Source organism: Polymorphobacter multimanifer, assembly GCF_014205635.1.
GTDB classification, from domain to species: Bacteria; Pseudomonadota; Alphaproteobacteria; order Sphingomonadales; family Sphingomonadaceae; genus Sandarakinorhabdus; species Sandarakinorhabdus multimanifer.
In genome coordinates, this window is sequence record NZ_JACIIV010000029.1 from 17423 (window position 1) to 31113 (window position 13691).

Annotated in this window: 12 protein-coding genes; 6 read left to right on the forward strand and 6 right to left on the reverse strand. The window is 67.2% G+C overall.

Annotation, left to right across the window (positions count from 1 at the left end; genetic code table 11):
• Window positions 1-28: 28 nt before the first annotated feature.
• Window positions 29-925: a 50S ribosomal protein L11 methyltransferase gene (locus FHS79_RS15775; protein WP_184202328.1), complete on the forward strand. Its 897-nt coding sequence runs from the start codon at window positions 29-31 to the stop codon at window positions 923-925.
• A gap of 4 nt (window positions 926-929) precedes the next feature.
• Here FHS79_RS15775 and FHS79_RS15780 read toward each other — a convergent pair whose 3' ends face one another.
• Together FHS79_RS15780 and ligA are read right to left on the reverse strand one after the other, a co-directional pair.
• The gene (locus FHS79_RS15780; RefSeq protein ID WP_184202330.1) at window positions 930-1157 is read right to left on the reverse strand and encodes a hypothetical protein; all 228 of its coding nucleotides are present in this window, start codon (window positions 1155-1157) and stop codon (window positions 930-932) included.
• A 55-nt stretch (window positions 1158-1212) separates the two neighbouring features.
• The gene (gene ligA / locus FHS79_RS15785) at window positions 1213-3255 is read right to left on the reverse strand and encodes an NAD-dependent DNA ligase LigA (RefSeq protein ID WP_184202375.1); all 2043 of its coding nucleotides are present in this window, start codon (window positions 3253-3255) and stop codon (window positions 1213-1215) included.
• 117 nt (window positions 3256-3372) lie between these two features.
• On the opposite strand from ligA, the gene FHS79_RS15790 reads away from it, so the two are divergent.
• Entirely contained in the window at window positions 3373-4527 is a 1155-nt protein-coding gene (locus FHS79_RS15790) for an aminotransferase (protein ID WP_184202332.1), read from the forward strand.
• A 206-nt stretch (window positions 4528-4733) separates the two neighbouring features.
• On the opposite strand, the gene FHS79_RS15795 is transcribed toward FHS79_RS15790, so the two are convergent.
• Window positions 4734-7001, reverse strand: a complete 2268-nt coding sequence (locus tag FHS79_RS15795; protein WP_184202334.1) for a TonB-dependent receptor — start codon at window positions 6999-7001, stop codon at window positions 4734-4736.
• Between the two features lie 96 nt (window positions 7002-7097).
• Here FHS79_RS15795 and FHS79_RS15800 point away from each other — a divergent pair, with 96 nt between their 5' ends.
• Window positions 7098-7769 (forward strand): TetR/AcrR family transcriptional regulator, encoded by a 672-nt coding sequence (locus FHS79_RS15800; protein ID WP_184202336.1) that lies wholly within the window; start codon window positions 7098-7100, stop codon window positions 7767-7769.
• Window positions 7770-7881: 112 nt separating this feature from the next.
• Here the strand turns inward: FHS79_RS15800 and FHS79_RS15805 are convergent, their stop codons facing one another.
• From FHS79_RS15805 to recN, 3 genes are read right to left on the reverse strand one after another with little or no spacing between them, the layout of a single operon-like run.
• Window positions 7882-8298 (reverse strand): DoxX family protein, encoded by a 417-nt coding sequence (locus FHS79_RS15805; RefSeq protein ID WP_184202338.1) that lies wholly within the window; start codon window positions 8296-8298, stop codon window positions 7882-7884.
• Window positions 8295-9578 carry a serine hydrolase domain-containing protein gene (locus tag FHS79_RS15810; protein WP_184202339.1) on the reverse strand — a complete coding sequence of 428 codons (1284 nt, stop codon included), beginning with the start codon at window positions 9576-9578 and terminating at the stop codon, window positions 8295-8297. The genes FHS79_RS15805 and FHS79_RS15810 overlap by 4 nt, the downstream gene beginning before the upstream one ends.
• Window positions 9579-9583: 5 nt before the next feature.
• Window positions 9584-11233 (reverse strand): DNA repair protein RecN, encoded by a 1650-nt coding sequence (recN, locus tag FHS79_RS15815; RefSeq protein WP_184202341.1) that lies wholly within the window; start codon window positions 11231-11233, stop codon window positions 9584-9586.
• Between the two features lie 149 nt (window positions 11234-11382).
• Here recN and rpmF point away from each other — a divergent pair, with 149 nt between their 5' ends.
• The 3 genes from rpmF to FHS79_RS15830 are packed head-to-tail and all read left to right on the forward strand — an operon-like array spanning window position 11383 to window position 13653.
• The gene (rpmF, locus tag FHS79_RS15820; protein WP_184202343.1) at window positions 11383-11562 is read left to right on the forward strand and encodes a 50S ribosomal protein L32; all 180 of its coding nucleotides are present in this window, start codon (window positions 11383-11385) and stop codon (window positions 11560-11562) included.
• 25 nt (window positions 11563-11587) lie between these two features.
• Entirely contained in the window at window positions 11588-12670 is a 1083-nt protein-coding gene (gene plsX, locus FHS79_RS15825; RefSeq protein WP_184202345.1) for a phosphate acyltransferase PlsX, read from the forward strand.
• 11 nt (window positions 12671-12681) lie between these two features.
• Window positions 12682-13653 carry a beta-ketoacyl-ACP synthase III gene (locus FHS79_RS15830; protein ID WP_207792394.1) on the forward strand — a complete coding sequence of 324 codons (972 nt, stop codon included), beginning with the start codon at window positions 12682-12684 and terminating at the stop codon, window positions 13651-13653.
• Window positions 13654-13691 lie beyond the last annotated feature (38 nt).

Below are 13691 nucleotides of genomic sequence, written 5' to 3' on the forward strand. Positions count from 1 at the left end.
CCAGAATCAGGCAGGCTGGGTTTTGCGCATGGCCTGCACCCGCGCCGAAGCCGAGGCGCTCCCCAACGCCGACGAAGCCTTCATCGATCTGCTCGACCCCCCCACCATCATGGTCGACGAGCCCGATCCGCACGCCCCCGATGATTGGGTGATGCTCGCCTATTTCGACGCCAAACCCGACCAGGCCCTTGTAAAGCGCATCCGCACCCTCGCCCCCTCCGCCACCAGCCACAGCCTCGAGCCGCTTCCGCAAGAAGACTGGGTCACGATGAGCCAGATCGGCCTCGAGCCCGTCCGCGCCGGCCGCTTCGTGGCGCTCACCACCGATCACCTGGGCGCACGCCAGCCCGGCGACATCGCGCTTCGCATCGAAGCCGGCCTCGCCTTCGGCACCGGCCAGCACATGACCACCCACGGCTGCCTCGCCGCGCTCTCCGCACTCCGCCGCAACCATGATTTCGCAAATATCGCCGATCTCGGCACCGGCACCGGCATCCTCGCCATGGCCGCCGCCCGCGCCTGGCCGCGCGCCCGCACCATCGCCACCGATATCGATCCGGTGGCGGTGCGCGTGGCGCGGGAAAATCTGGCGGCAAACCGCCTTCAGCACGGCGAAGGCGCGGGCCAGGTCAGCCTCATCACCGCCGCCGGCATGGCGCATCAGGCGCTGCGCGCCCGGGCCCCCTTCGATCTCATCATCGCCAACATCCTGGCCGGCCCGCTCATCGCCATGGCGGCGTCGATCGCGCCCGCGCTGGCGCCAGGCGGCATACTCGTCCTCGCGGGGCTGCTCGATGTGCAAAAGCGCGCCGTCCAGCGCGCCTATCTAAACCAGGGCCTTGTGCCCTTTTCGCCGCTTCAGGGCGCGCGCCAGCATCACCGGGCCGAATGGCCAACGCTGGTGCTGACGCGTCCCCGCAGCTGAACGATCACGCGTAGAAGGCGTGGAACAGCCGCGCATCGGCGGCAATCGGGCGAAGCTGCACGCGCGACTTCTTCGGCGCACGAGTTTCATTGCGGGCAACAGCAACCATCGGCTGCGCTGCGACCGGCTCGGGCGAAAGCCCGTCAAAAACGACCTTCATGATCGACACTCCAAATCCCGACAGGTCAATTCCTATCGGGGAAGTGGAGATAGTGATTTCCAGCGCCGCCACCAGCCGTGCTGCAAGTGCGTCAGCTATGCATTTAAAGCATAATGCAACAAAAGCGTCATCCCGCCGCAGTCGCTACCATCGCCGCCCAGCCCGCCTCGTCGATCACCCTCACCCCCAGCGCTTCCGCCTTCGCCCGCTTCGATCCCGCATCGGCCCCCGCCACCACCAGGTCGGTCCGCGCCGACACACTCCCTGCCACCCGCGCCCCCAGCGCCTCCGCCTGCACCCGCGCCTCGTCCCGGCTCAACCCCGCCAAGCTCCCCGTGAACACCACCGTCTTCCCCGTCAGCGCCGTCTGCAGCGCCGCCGCCAGCGGCTCGGGGCGCACTTGGCACAGCAGATCCTCGAACGTCTCCAGATTGTGCGGCTCGCCAAAAAAGTCGATGAGCGCCCCCGCCACCACCGGCCCGATACCGCTGATCTCGGTCAGGCGCGCCAGCGTTTCGGCGTCCGTCCCCGCCGCAATCGCCGCGTCCCGCAACCCCTCGGCACTGCCGAACGCCCGCGCCAGATCGCGCCCCGTCACCTCCCCCACATGGCGAATGCCGAGCGCGAAGATGAACCGGTCGAGCCCCACCGACCGCCGCGCCTCGATCGCCGCCAGCATCTTGTCCACCGACACCGGCTTGAAGCCCTTCCACGCCAGGATCGCTTCGCGCTGCTCCTTCAGCCGAAAAATGTCCCCCGGCCGCGCAATCAGCCCGGCCGCCGCAAACAGCTCGATCCGCTCGACCCCCAGCCCCTCGATGTCGAAAGCCCCGCGCGACACAAAGTGCCGCAGCCGCTCGCTCACCTGCGCCCGGCACGTCAGCCCGCCGGTGCAGCGCCGCACCACCTCGCCTTCCTCGCGCACCGCATGGCTGCCGCACACCGGGCATGCATCGGGGAACACGAACGGCGCCCCGCCACCATCCACCACCACACCGAGCACCTGCGGAATCACATCCCCCGCCCGCTGCACGCGCACCCGGTCTCCCGGCTTCACCCCCAGCCGGCCGATCTCGTCCTCATTGTGCAGCGTGGCATTGGTCACCACCACGCCCCCCACTGTCACCGGCGCCAGCCGCGCCACCGGCGTCAGCGCCCCCGTCCGCCCAACCTGGATCTCGATCGCGGTCAGCACCGTCTCCGCCTGTTCGGCGGCAAACTTGTGCGCCACAGCCCAGCGCGGGCTCCGCGCCACCTGCCCCAGCCGCGCCTGCCAATCGAGCCGCTCCAGCTTGTACACCGCCCCGTCGATGTCATGCGCCAGCTCGGCCCGCCGCCGCTCAAGTGCTGCCGCAAACGCCGTCGCAGCCTCGATCGTCGCCCCGGCCATCCGGTCGGCCCCGATGTCGAAACCCCATCCGGCAAAGGCCGCCATCACGCCGCTCTGCGTGTCCGCCGGCAGCGCGCTCATTTCCCCCCAGCCATGCGCGATGAACGCCAGCGGCCGGCTCGCGGTGATCCGCGCATCGAGCTGCCGCAGCGATCCGGCGGCCGCATTGCGCGGGTTGGCAAAGATCTTGCCGCCGCTCTCCGCCGCCCGCGCATTCAGCGCTGCAAAATCTGCATGTGTCATATAGACCTCGCCGCGCACCTCCACCACCTCGGGCGCCCCTTCGGGCAGCACATGCACCAGCCCGCGCACATGCGCGATGTTGGCAGTCACATCCTCGCCCACAGCACCATCCCCGCGCGTCGCCGCATGCACGAGCCGCCCGCGCTCGAAGCGCAGCGAGCAGGAGAGGCCATCGATCTTCGCCTCCGCCGCCAGCAGCACCGGCTCGTCGGCCGCCAACCCCAGGAAGCGCCGCACCCGCGCCACGAACTCCTGCGCTTCCGCATCGGAAAACACATTGTCGAGGCTGAGCATCGGCCGCGCATGGCTGATCTTGCCGAACCCGCTCGCCACCGCCGCCCCCACGCGTCGGCTCGGGCTGTCGGCACGCACCGCTTGCGGAAACGCCGCCTCCAGCGCCCGGTTGCGCTGCACCAGCGCATCATAGTCGGCGTCGGCAATCTCCGGCGCATCCTCGCCATGATAGGCGCGGTCGTGCCGGGCGATCTCGGTCGCCAGCCACGCCAGTTCGGCCGCTGCCGCTGCTGCCGTCATCATCGAAGGATCGGCCGACCCCGGCCCGCGCACACCCGCCATGCCTGCCTCCTAGCACCAGCCCGCGCGGCATGGGAGAGGGGCATTGACTTGCGCGCTGCGTCCCGCCCAACTCGCCCCATGAACCCGCTCTACACCGCCATGCCGACCACCATCTTCGAAACCATGTCGGCCCGCGCCCGCGCCACCGGCGCCATCAACCTCGGCCAGGGTTTTCCCGACTCGGGCTGGCCGCAAGACGTGCTCGATGCCGCCGCGTCCGAGATCCTCACCGGTCACAACCAATACCCCCCGATGCCCGGCATCCCCGCCCTGCGCCAGGCCGTCGCCACCCACTACCAGTCACATCAGAACATCGACCTCGACTGGGAGCGCGAGATCACCATCACCTCGGGCGCCACCGAGGCGCTCGCCGCCGCCATCTTCGCGCTGGTCTCCCCGGGTGACGAGGTGGTGCTGTTCCAGCCGCTCTACGATGCCTATCTGCCGCTCGTCGGCCGCGCCGGCGGCGTGCCGCGGCTGGTAACACTCCGCCCCCCGCATTGGCAGTTCAACGCCGAAGATCTCGCTGCCGCCTTCTCGGAAAAGACGCGGCTGGTCATCGTCAACAATCCCCTCAACCCCAGCGCCTCGACCTTCGGCCGCGCAGCCCTCGATCTTCTCGCCGGCTTTGCGACCCGCTCAGGCGCTGTAATCCTCTCCGACGAAGTCTGGGAGCATGTCCACTTCGATGGCGCCGAGCATGTTTCCGTGCTCTCGGTGCCGGCCTTGCGAAATCGCGCCGTCAAGATCGGCTCGGGCGGCAAGATCTTCGCGCTCACCGGTTGGAAGGTCGGCTGGATGTGCGCCGCCCCCGCCCTCACCGCCGTGCTCGCCAAATCCCACCAGTTCCTCACCTTCACCACCCCGCCCGCGCTCCAGCTCGGCATCGCCCATGGCCTGGGCAAACCGCAAGAATGGTTCGAAGCCATGCGCGCCGGTTTCCAGCGCTCGCGCGATCGGCTGGTGGCCGGCCTCGCCGCAGCCGGCTATGCCATGCTGCCGAGTGCGGGCACCTATTTCGTCTCGATCGACCTTGCCGCCTCGGGCATTTCGCTCGGCGATGCCCAAGCCGCCGAACGGCTGCTGGCGGCCGGGGTGGCCACCATCCCCGTCTCGGCCTTTTATGCCGAACAGCCGGTCACGACCACGCTGCGCCTCTGCTTCGCCAAGCGGGACGCGGTGCTGGATGAGGCGATTGCGCGGCTGTCCGGCGCGCGCGACAGCCTTCGCTAAAAGCTCCCTCCCCCTTGCGGGGAGGGCGACTCGCGCCCTTGGCGCGAGCGGGGTGGGGGTGCTCTGCTGCGTTTACAGTTAAAGAGAAGGCAGCGCCGCGGCAAAGCCGCGGCTGACGTCAGACGAGCTCGGCCAGCGAGGCTGGCCGCCTCGCTGGCCGGGCTTGCGCGAGTCGGCGCGCGGCGCGCGCGCTCGCCGCGCGGCGCCTAAAACCGGAACCCCACCGTTGCATTCCACGTCCGCGGATCGCCGAAATACACCGTCTGGATGTTCCCCACCGAGCTGAACTCCTGCCCATCGGTCCGGTACAGCGAATTCGACAGGTTCTTCACCCCGCCGCGCAGATACCAGCCAGCGGCCGAATCGAACTGCACAAAGGCATTGGCCACCCAATAGCCCGGCTCGCGCAGGTTGCTGCGGTTGTCCACGCTCAGGAAGTGCGCATCGACAAAGCGCCCGTCGCCGCCGAAGGTCAGGCCGCCGGCGCTACCGAGCGGAATGGTGTAGTCGCTGCCCAGCGTGAGCGTGAGCGGCGGCGCGAACGCCGGCTCGCAGGTGATGGCATTGCCGGTAGGGTTGCACGAGAAGGTCGGCGGACGGCGACCATCGTTGAACTCGCGATATTCGGCGTTGAGATAGCCGACCGAAACGCGCACGTTCCAGCGATCGGTGGGGCGGACAGCGGCCTCGCCTTCGAGGCCCCAGATCCGCAGTTCGCCAGCATTGAGAACCGGGAAGACTGCCAGAGAGCCGCCCCCGACCCGCGCCTGGAAATCCTTGTAGTCACTGAGGAAGGCGTTGGCGGACAGTCGAACGCGGCCGTTCATGAAGCTGCCCTTCGCACCGCCCTCATAGGTCCAGACCGTTTCAGGCCGGAACTGGGTGACTATCGTCGGCACGCCACCCACCACGACCGTCAGGTCGTTGATCGAATTGGCGCGACCGTTGAAGCCGCCCGACTTGAACCCGCGCGAGGCCGAGCCATAGAGCAGCGTGTCGGGCGTCGGCTTGAACGACAGCGTCAGCGTCGGCGTCCAGGCCCCGAAGCTGGCCTTGTTGTCGTTGTTGAACGGCGCCGGCAGGCTTCCGGGGAAGCTGAACGGCGGAAACAACGGCTGGAACGCAGCACTTGTTGCGACCGTGGTCAGCCGGTCATAAACCCGGTCCTCATGCGTGTAGCGCAGACCGGCGGTGACCGCGAACTGGTCGGTCAGGTCGTAGGTCGCCTGCCCGAAGGCGGCATAGCTGCGTGTCCGCTGCCGATCGTCGATCAATCGCGTGAAGGGAATGCCGAGGAGATCATCGGCATAAGCCTCCTGGTGCGAACGAACCACTTCGTCGAGATAGTAGAGGCCGACGACCCCGCTGAAACGCTCGGTGTTCCACTTGAGCTGAAGTTCCTGGCTGAACTGCTCCTGCGCAATGCCGACAAAGACATCGCCGAGTTCCGCCTCGGTGGCATCGATGTCGATGAATAGATCGGGGCGAAGCTTGCGATAGGCCGTGATCGAGGACAGCGTGAATGCGTCAGAGAGTTCGAAGTTGGCCGTGAGGCTGGTCCCCCAATGGTCGAGCCGCTGGCCCTCATCGCCGCGAAAGCTCGTCGAAGCCTTGTAGTCATATTGGCCATAGGGATTGGCCGGAATGGGCCGGATGCCTGCCAGCGGCGCGGTGGCATAGCCCAGGGTCAGCGCGTTGCGCTGGCGGGTATAGTCGCCCGAAAGCAGCAGCTCGAGCCGCTCGGTCGGCTGCGCGCGCAGGATGGCGCGGCCAGTCAGCGAATCACGGTCGTTGTACTTGCGCCCCGTTCGTGGGTCGGTCACGATCCCATCGCGCTTGTCCCACTGCGCCGCGACCGACAGCGCCAGCTTGTCCGCCGCCAGCGGCGCCGAAAGATAGCCGTTGAGCAGGATCTGGTTGTAGCTGCCATAGAGCGCCGAAGCCTGGCCCTTGAGAACGTTCAGATCGGGCTTGCGGCTGATGATGCTCACCGCCCCGCCGATGGTGTTCTTGCCATAAAGCGTCCCCTGCGGCCCGCGCAGCACTTCGATCCGCTCGACATCGCCGAGGCTTAGCAGCGCACCCTGGATGCGGCTGAGATAGACACCATCGACATAGACACCCACGGCCGGATCGAAGGTCTGCAGCGCATCGGGCTGGCCGATCCCGCGGATGAAGATGTTGGCGCTGGTGGCTGAGCCGCGGCCCTGCACGATGTTGAGATTGGGGGCCGTGCCCTGGATGCCGGCAAGGTCGATCGCCTGCAGCCGCTCCAGATCGGCCTGGCTGTACGCCGAGACCGCCACCGGCACATCGATCAGCCGCTCGTCACGCCGGCGCGCCGAAACGATGATCTCGTCCTCCTCGGTCACCATCGTGTCGGCAGCCTGTGCGAACACCGGCGTGGCAGGTACGAGCGCTGCCAGAGCAACGCCGGCAACGAGCGCGGAACGAAGGTTGAAAATGTCGGCCATGGCGCGGACTCCCCAGTTGAATATGTGCGGCTGATGCCACTTAAGGGTTGCCATACTGAAACCTGAACCACTATTCAACTAGCGTTGGAGGACGCGATGCGTAGCAGCACGAAACTGTCACTGAAAGGACACGAACCGGCGCCGTCAGCCGCCGACAAGACGCCGCGTACCGATCGTGGCCGGCGCACGCACCGCGCCCTGCTCGATGCCGCAGCCGAAGAGTTCGGCGAGCGCGGCTATCACGAGGCCGGCATCGCCCGCATTGCCCAGCGTGCGGGGGCGGCGATCGGCAGCTTCTACACCTATTTCGATTCCAAGGAGGCGATCTTCCGGGCGCTGGTCGCCGACATGTCCGCCCAGGTCCGCGAGACAGTGGCCCCGGTCATCCTCGCCGCCCCCGACCGGCTTTCGGGCGAGCGCGCCGGCATCGCCGCCTTCCTGCGCTTCGTCCGCCAGCACAAGGCGCTCTACCGCATCATCGACGAAAGCGCCTTCGTGGCCGAAGACGCCTATCGCAAGCATTATGTCGATATCGCCGAGGGCTATGCCGCCTCGCTGACCCGCGCTTTCGGCACCGGCGAAATCAGCGAGGGCGACATGCAGGTGCGCGCCTGGGCGATCATGGGCATGAACGTCTTCCTGGGCCTGCGCTTCGGCGTCTGGGACGACGTGACCGACCCCGACATCGTCGCCGCCACGGCCGCAGCCCTCGTCAGCGACGGCCTGCGGTCCCAAAATCCGCTGCAGACCAGCCCAAAACAACCCTGATTTGCCCCAAGAAACACCCCTGCCGATCCGTCTGCATGGCCAAGAGATCCCTTCAAGACCCCGATTTTCCGGTCATCTCCACCACCCTCGAGGCAACCCAGGCCCGACGAACTCAGCGCACCCTGGCGGCGAACGGCCAGTCGATCACCCGCCCGGCCCACAGCGCCCACCAGACGAACACCGGCTGAAAGGCGAGCCGCGGGCCATGATAGCCCCAGCCGAGCGTGTTGCCGCCCACTTCGACCATCTCCATCGCATGCTTGATGTTGGCCGGGTAAACCACCACCGCATAAGCCGCCATCAATACCCCACCCCACCAGTTGGCCCGCGCCAAAAACCCGATTGTACGAGGCCAGAGCAGCAGTGCAGCCCCCACCAACTCCCAAACGCCTGTCAGTTGAACCACTTGCAGCGGATACGGTACCCATTCGGGCATGATCGGCAGAAAGCCCTCGGGGCTTCGCAAATGCACAATGCCGACGCCGGCATAGATGATCCCGAGCAGAAGCCGGGCGATGGTTCGGATCACGCCAGATCCTGATTGAGCGCCACCTGAAGTTCCTTCGGCAGCGGAAAGCGCTGTTGCGGCAGATATTGCAGCATCACCACCACGCCCACACCGCGCACCGGATCGACCTGGAACAGCGTCCCCGCTGCCCCGCCCCAGCCATAGCTGCCCGCCGGCGACCCGTCGGGCGCCACCTTCAGCGTATCGAACAGCGTCAACCGCCCCGAGGCGCCGAAGCCATCCATCTTCTCGTAGAACACCCCGGGCGGCATCAGATTGCTCATCCCCTGCCGCACGGTCGTCTCGCGCAGCACCACGCCACGCTCGAAACCGCCACCATTGACCAGCATCTGCGCAAAGCGCGCATAATCGCTCGCCGAAGCGGCCAGCCCGCCGCCTCCGGAGAACATTGCCGGCGGCCGCAGCCAGTCCGAATCCACCGGCGTATCGATCGGCTGCGGCGTCGCCAGCGGCTTGCCGTCGAGCCCGATCCACGCATAGTTGGTGGAGAGCCGCCGGGCATCGGCCGCGCGCACCTGGAAGCGCGTCGAATCCATGCCCAATGGTTTCAACAGCATCCGCTGCATCAGCACATCGAGCGGCGCGCCTCCCACCCGCTCCATCAGCCCGCCGAGCAGATCATTGGCCACCGAATAATGCCAGCCCGTGCCGGGCTCGCTGCGCAGCGGCAGCGTGGCCAGCCGCTTCACGAAGGTCTGCAAATCGGGAATCGCACCGTCTCCGGGCGCCAGAAACCGGTTCGATGAGCCCGGCTGCAACCCCAACCGCTTGTATTCCTTCTCGAGCGGTCCGTTACCGTTGATCGAATAGCCAAGCCCTGCAGTATGGGTGAGCAAATGGCGCAACAGGATCGGCCGCTCGGCGGGCCGCGAGGCCAGGCTGTTCGCCGGGTCGGTCTGCACCCGCATGGCTGCAAATTCGGGCAGAACGTCGCCGATCGGCTGGTCGAGCCGCAGCTTGCCTTCCGCCACCATCGCCATCGCCATCATGCCGGTCAGCGGCTTGGTCATGGAATAGATGCGCCACAGCGTGTCCTTCGTCACCGGCCGCCCGCCGGTGAACGCATCCTCGCCTTCGATGATCCAGTCCGGCCGGAACCGCCCCGGCCGCACGATTGCCACCGCCGCCCCCGGCACTTTCTTCTCGGCGATGTAGCGGCTCACCAGCGCCCGCAGCGCCGGCCAGCGGTCACCACCTGTCGTGCGCGCGACCGCCGGTGCCGCCACCAGCGCACCCGCACCTGCCAGCAGGGCGCGGCGCCCAAGCATCCAGTCCGTCATGCCATCTACTCCCCCAACAGCCGGGCCGCTTGCGCGCGCGCCTCGTCAGTCACATCGGCACCAGACAGCATCCTTGCGATTTCCTCAAGCCGCCCAGCACCATCGAGCATCACCACATCAGTGCGGGTGATGCCGGCCTCCACGGCTTTGCTGATCATCAGCTGCTGGCGTCCACGCGCCGCCACCTGCGGGCTGTGGGTCACCACCAGCACCTGGGTGCGCTCGGCCAAACGCGCCAGCCGCTCGCCAATGGCACTCGCCACCGCCCCGCCCACCCCGCGGTCGATCTCGTCGAAGATCAGCGTGCCCGCCGATCCTTGCGCCGCCAGCGCGACCTTGAGCGCCAGCACAAAACGCGAAAGCTCGCCGCCACTGGCGATCTTGATGAGCGGCGCAAAATCGGCCCCCGGATTGGTGGAAATCTCGAACGCCACCCGCTCGCGGCCATCGGCGCCCCAGCCGCCCGCCTCCAAAGCCGTCACCATCGTGCGGAAGCGCGCATTGCCCAGCTTGAGCGGCGCCAGTTCGGCAGCGACCGCCGCATCGAGCCGCCCGGCAGCCTCCCGCCGTGCCGCCCCCAGCGCATCGGCCGCCGCAGCATAGGCGGCGTCGGCGGCTTTCACCCTCGCCTCCAGCCCGGCAAGCCCATCCTCGCCCGCCACCAGAGCCGCTGCCCGCGCAGTAAGCGTGTCCAGCAGTTCCGGCAGCGCATCGGCCTCTGTGCGGTGCTTGCGCGCCATCGCCCTGATCTCGAACAACCGCGTCTCGGTCGCCTCCAGCCGTGCCGGATCCGCCTCCAGAGCCTCCACCGCAGCCGCCAGCTTCACCTCGGCCTCGCCCGCTTCCGCCAGCGCGCGGTCAAGCGCCTCCAGCGCCTCGCCGAGCAGCACGTGCTCGCCCCCCATCCGGTCGAGCCGCCGCCCGGCCTGCGCAAGCTTGTCGGACCCCTCGCCCATCAGTGTCGCAGCTGCAGAAAGGTCGTCGGCCAGCCGCGCGCCCTTTTGCATGCCGGCGCGCGCATCGGCGAGGCTCACCTCTTCCCCCGGCTCGGCCCCCAGTGCGGTCAGTTCGCCGATCGCGTGCTCAAGCCATTCGCGGTCCTTGCGGTCGGCCTCGAGCGCCGCCAGTGCGGCGTCACGCGCTGCCTGGGCATCGCGCCAGCCCGCCCAGGCTGCCCGCACGCCCGCAACAGCCTCCCCCAGCCCGCCGAAGCCATCGAGCAGCGCCCGATGGCCGCTCGCTGCCAGCAGCCCGCGCTCGTCGTTCTGGCCGTGCACCTCGACGAGCAGCCCCGCAGCCTCACGGAGCAACGCAACACCTACCGGCTGGTCGTTGATCCAGGCGCGGCCACCGCCATCGACCTTGATCACGCGCTTGAGCATGATCGGCCCTTCGGCATCGATCTCGTGCTCGGCAAGCAGTGCGCGTGCCGGATGCCTCTCGGGCACCTCGAACGCCGCCGTCACCCTTGCCGAATCGGCGCCGGCGCGCACCAGCCCGGCATCGCCGCGCCCACCCATCGCCAGCCCGAGCGCATCGAGCAGGATCGATTTTCCAGCCCCCGTTTCCCCCGTCAGCACGGCCAGCCCGACCCCCGGCTCAAGCCGCAGCGCCTCGATGAGAACCACATTCCTGATGTCGAGCAAAGTCAGCACGCGAAGCCTCTAATCACCCTTTCCCCTTGCACGCGACCGAAAAATCCCTATACCGCCGCACTTCGCTCTCCGGCTTGCCCGGCGATGGTCTTTCGCTGTCGCCAAATTGATCCGGCAAGCTCTTGTTCGACCCGTCATACAGGTGCCTCATGGCCGTTCCAAAGCGCAAAACCTCGCCTTCCCGTCGCAACATGCGCCGCAGCCACCACGCGCTGGTGCCCGTCGGCCATCAGGAATGCCCCAATTGCGGCGAGCTGAAGCTCCCGCACAACCTCTGCGGCGCCTGCGGCTTCTACAACGGCCGCGAAGTTACCGAAGTCCAGGCCTGAGGCGCGGTCGGGGCCTGCCCGCCGCATGATCGCCCGGACAACGGCTAAGCCAGTACAGGCGCCGGTCATCGCCCTTGATGTGATGGGCGGAGACGCTGGCCTTGCCGACGTGCTTGCCGCCGCCGACATGGCTGCAGAGCGCTACCCGAAGCTGCGCTTTCGCCTTCACGGTCCGCAGGACCGTATAGCCGCCGAACTCGCAAGGTTGCCGCGCCTCGCCGCAGCGGCCGAGACCGTCCACACCGACGAGGTCGTTCTGGGCACAGACAAGCCGAGCCAGGCGCTCCGTCGCTCCCGCACGTCGTCGATGGGAATGGCGATACAGTCGGTAAAGGACGGCGCCGCCCATGCCGCTGTATCGGCCGGCAACACAGGTGCGCTGATGGCACTGTCGCTGGTTTCGCTTCGGACCATGAAGGGCATTGATCGTCCGGCGCTCGCAGCGCTGCTGCCGACCCTCAAGAACGATTCGGTGGTGCTCGATCTTGGCGCCAACACCGAATGCGACACTGAAAATCTCGTGCAATTCTCGATCATGGGTGCTGCCTTTGCGCGCACCGTGCTCGGGCTCGACCGACCGCGCGTTGCACTCCTCAACATCGGCGAGGAAGAGCTCAAGGGCACGGAAGAGATCAAGGAGGCCGCAGCCTTGTTGCGCAGCGTCGATCTGCCAATGGTTTTCGAAGGCTTTGTGGAGGGCGACAAGATCGGCCAGGGCAATGTCGATGTGATCGTCACCGACGGCTTCTCGGGCAACATCGCACTCAAGACCGCCGAGGGCACCGGCAAGCTCGTCACCGGGCTGCTCGCCCAGGCGTTTCGCTCTTCCTGGCTCACCCAGCTCGGCTACTTTCTGTCGCGAGGCGCCTTGCGAGCGCTGCGCGCGCACCTTGATCCCAATGCGCACAATGGCGCCGTGCTGCTCGGCCTGAACGGGCTGGTCGTCAAAAGCCATGGCTCGGCGAACATCCGCGGTCTCGCCAATGCCATCGGCGTGGCGCATGATCTGGTCGTTGACAACGTCAGCGAGCGGATTGCACAGGATCTCGCCAATTTCTCGGCCCGCCGCCCGCATACGCCGCTTGAGTCCACTGTTGCCGAAGCATGATCCGCCCGACGATGATACGCTCGTGCATAACGGGTACCGGCAGCTATCTACCCGCGCACATCCTCACCAACGCGACCCTCGCGGCCCAGGTCGATACATCGGACGACTGGATTGTCGAACGCACCGGTATCCGCCAGCGCCACATCGCTGCTGCGGACGAGTTCACGTCCGACCTCGGTACCGCTGCCGCTCGCCGCGCACTGGAGAGCGCCGGGCTGCAGCCGCGCGACATCGATCTCATCATCGTCGCCACTGCAACGCCTGATCAGACCTTCCCCGCCACCGCCACGATTGTGCAGACCAAGCTCGGCATCGACGATTGCGTCGCTTTCGACGTCGCGGCAGTCTGCTCGGGCTTCCTTTATGCCCTCACGGTCGCCGATGCGATGCTGCGGACCGGTGCACACAAGCATGCGCTGATCATCGGTGCCGAGACCTTCTCGCGCCTGCTGGACTGGGAGGATCGCGCCACCTGCGTGCTGTTCGGCGACGGCGCCGGCGCCGTGGTGCTCTCCGCCTTCGAGGGCGGGGGTACGTCATCGGACCGCGGCATTCTTGCCACGCGCCTCCATGCCGATGGCCGCCACAACCAGCTGCTCTATGTCGATGGCGGTGCCGGAAGCACCGGCACCGTCGGAAAGCTGCGGATGAAGGGCAAGGAAGTGTTCCGCCATGCGGTCACCAACCTCGCCGCGGTGATGCACGAGACGCTCGCCGCTGCCGGGCTGTCTCCTGCCGATGTCGATTGGGTGGTGCCGCATCAAGCCAATCTTCGCATTCTTGAAGCAACAGCACGCAAGCTCGATCTTGCCCCTGAGCAGGTCATCGTGACGGTGCAGGATCATGCCAACACGTCGGCAGCTTCGGTTCCGCTCGCACTCGACACCGCGGCGCGCGACGGGCGTATCCAGCCAGGCCAGTTGCTCCTGCTCGAAGCGATGGGTGGCGGATTCACTTGGGGTGCTGCTGCTGTCCGCTGGTAAAGTCGAAGCTGAACAGCTATCATGCCCGCTTGCGCTGG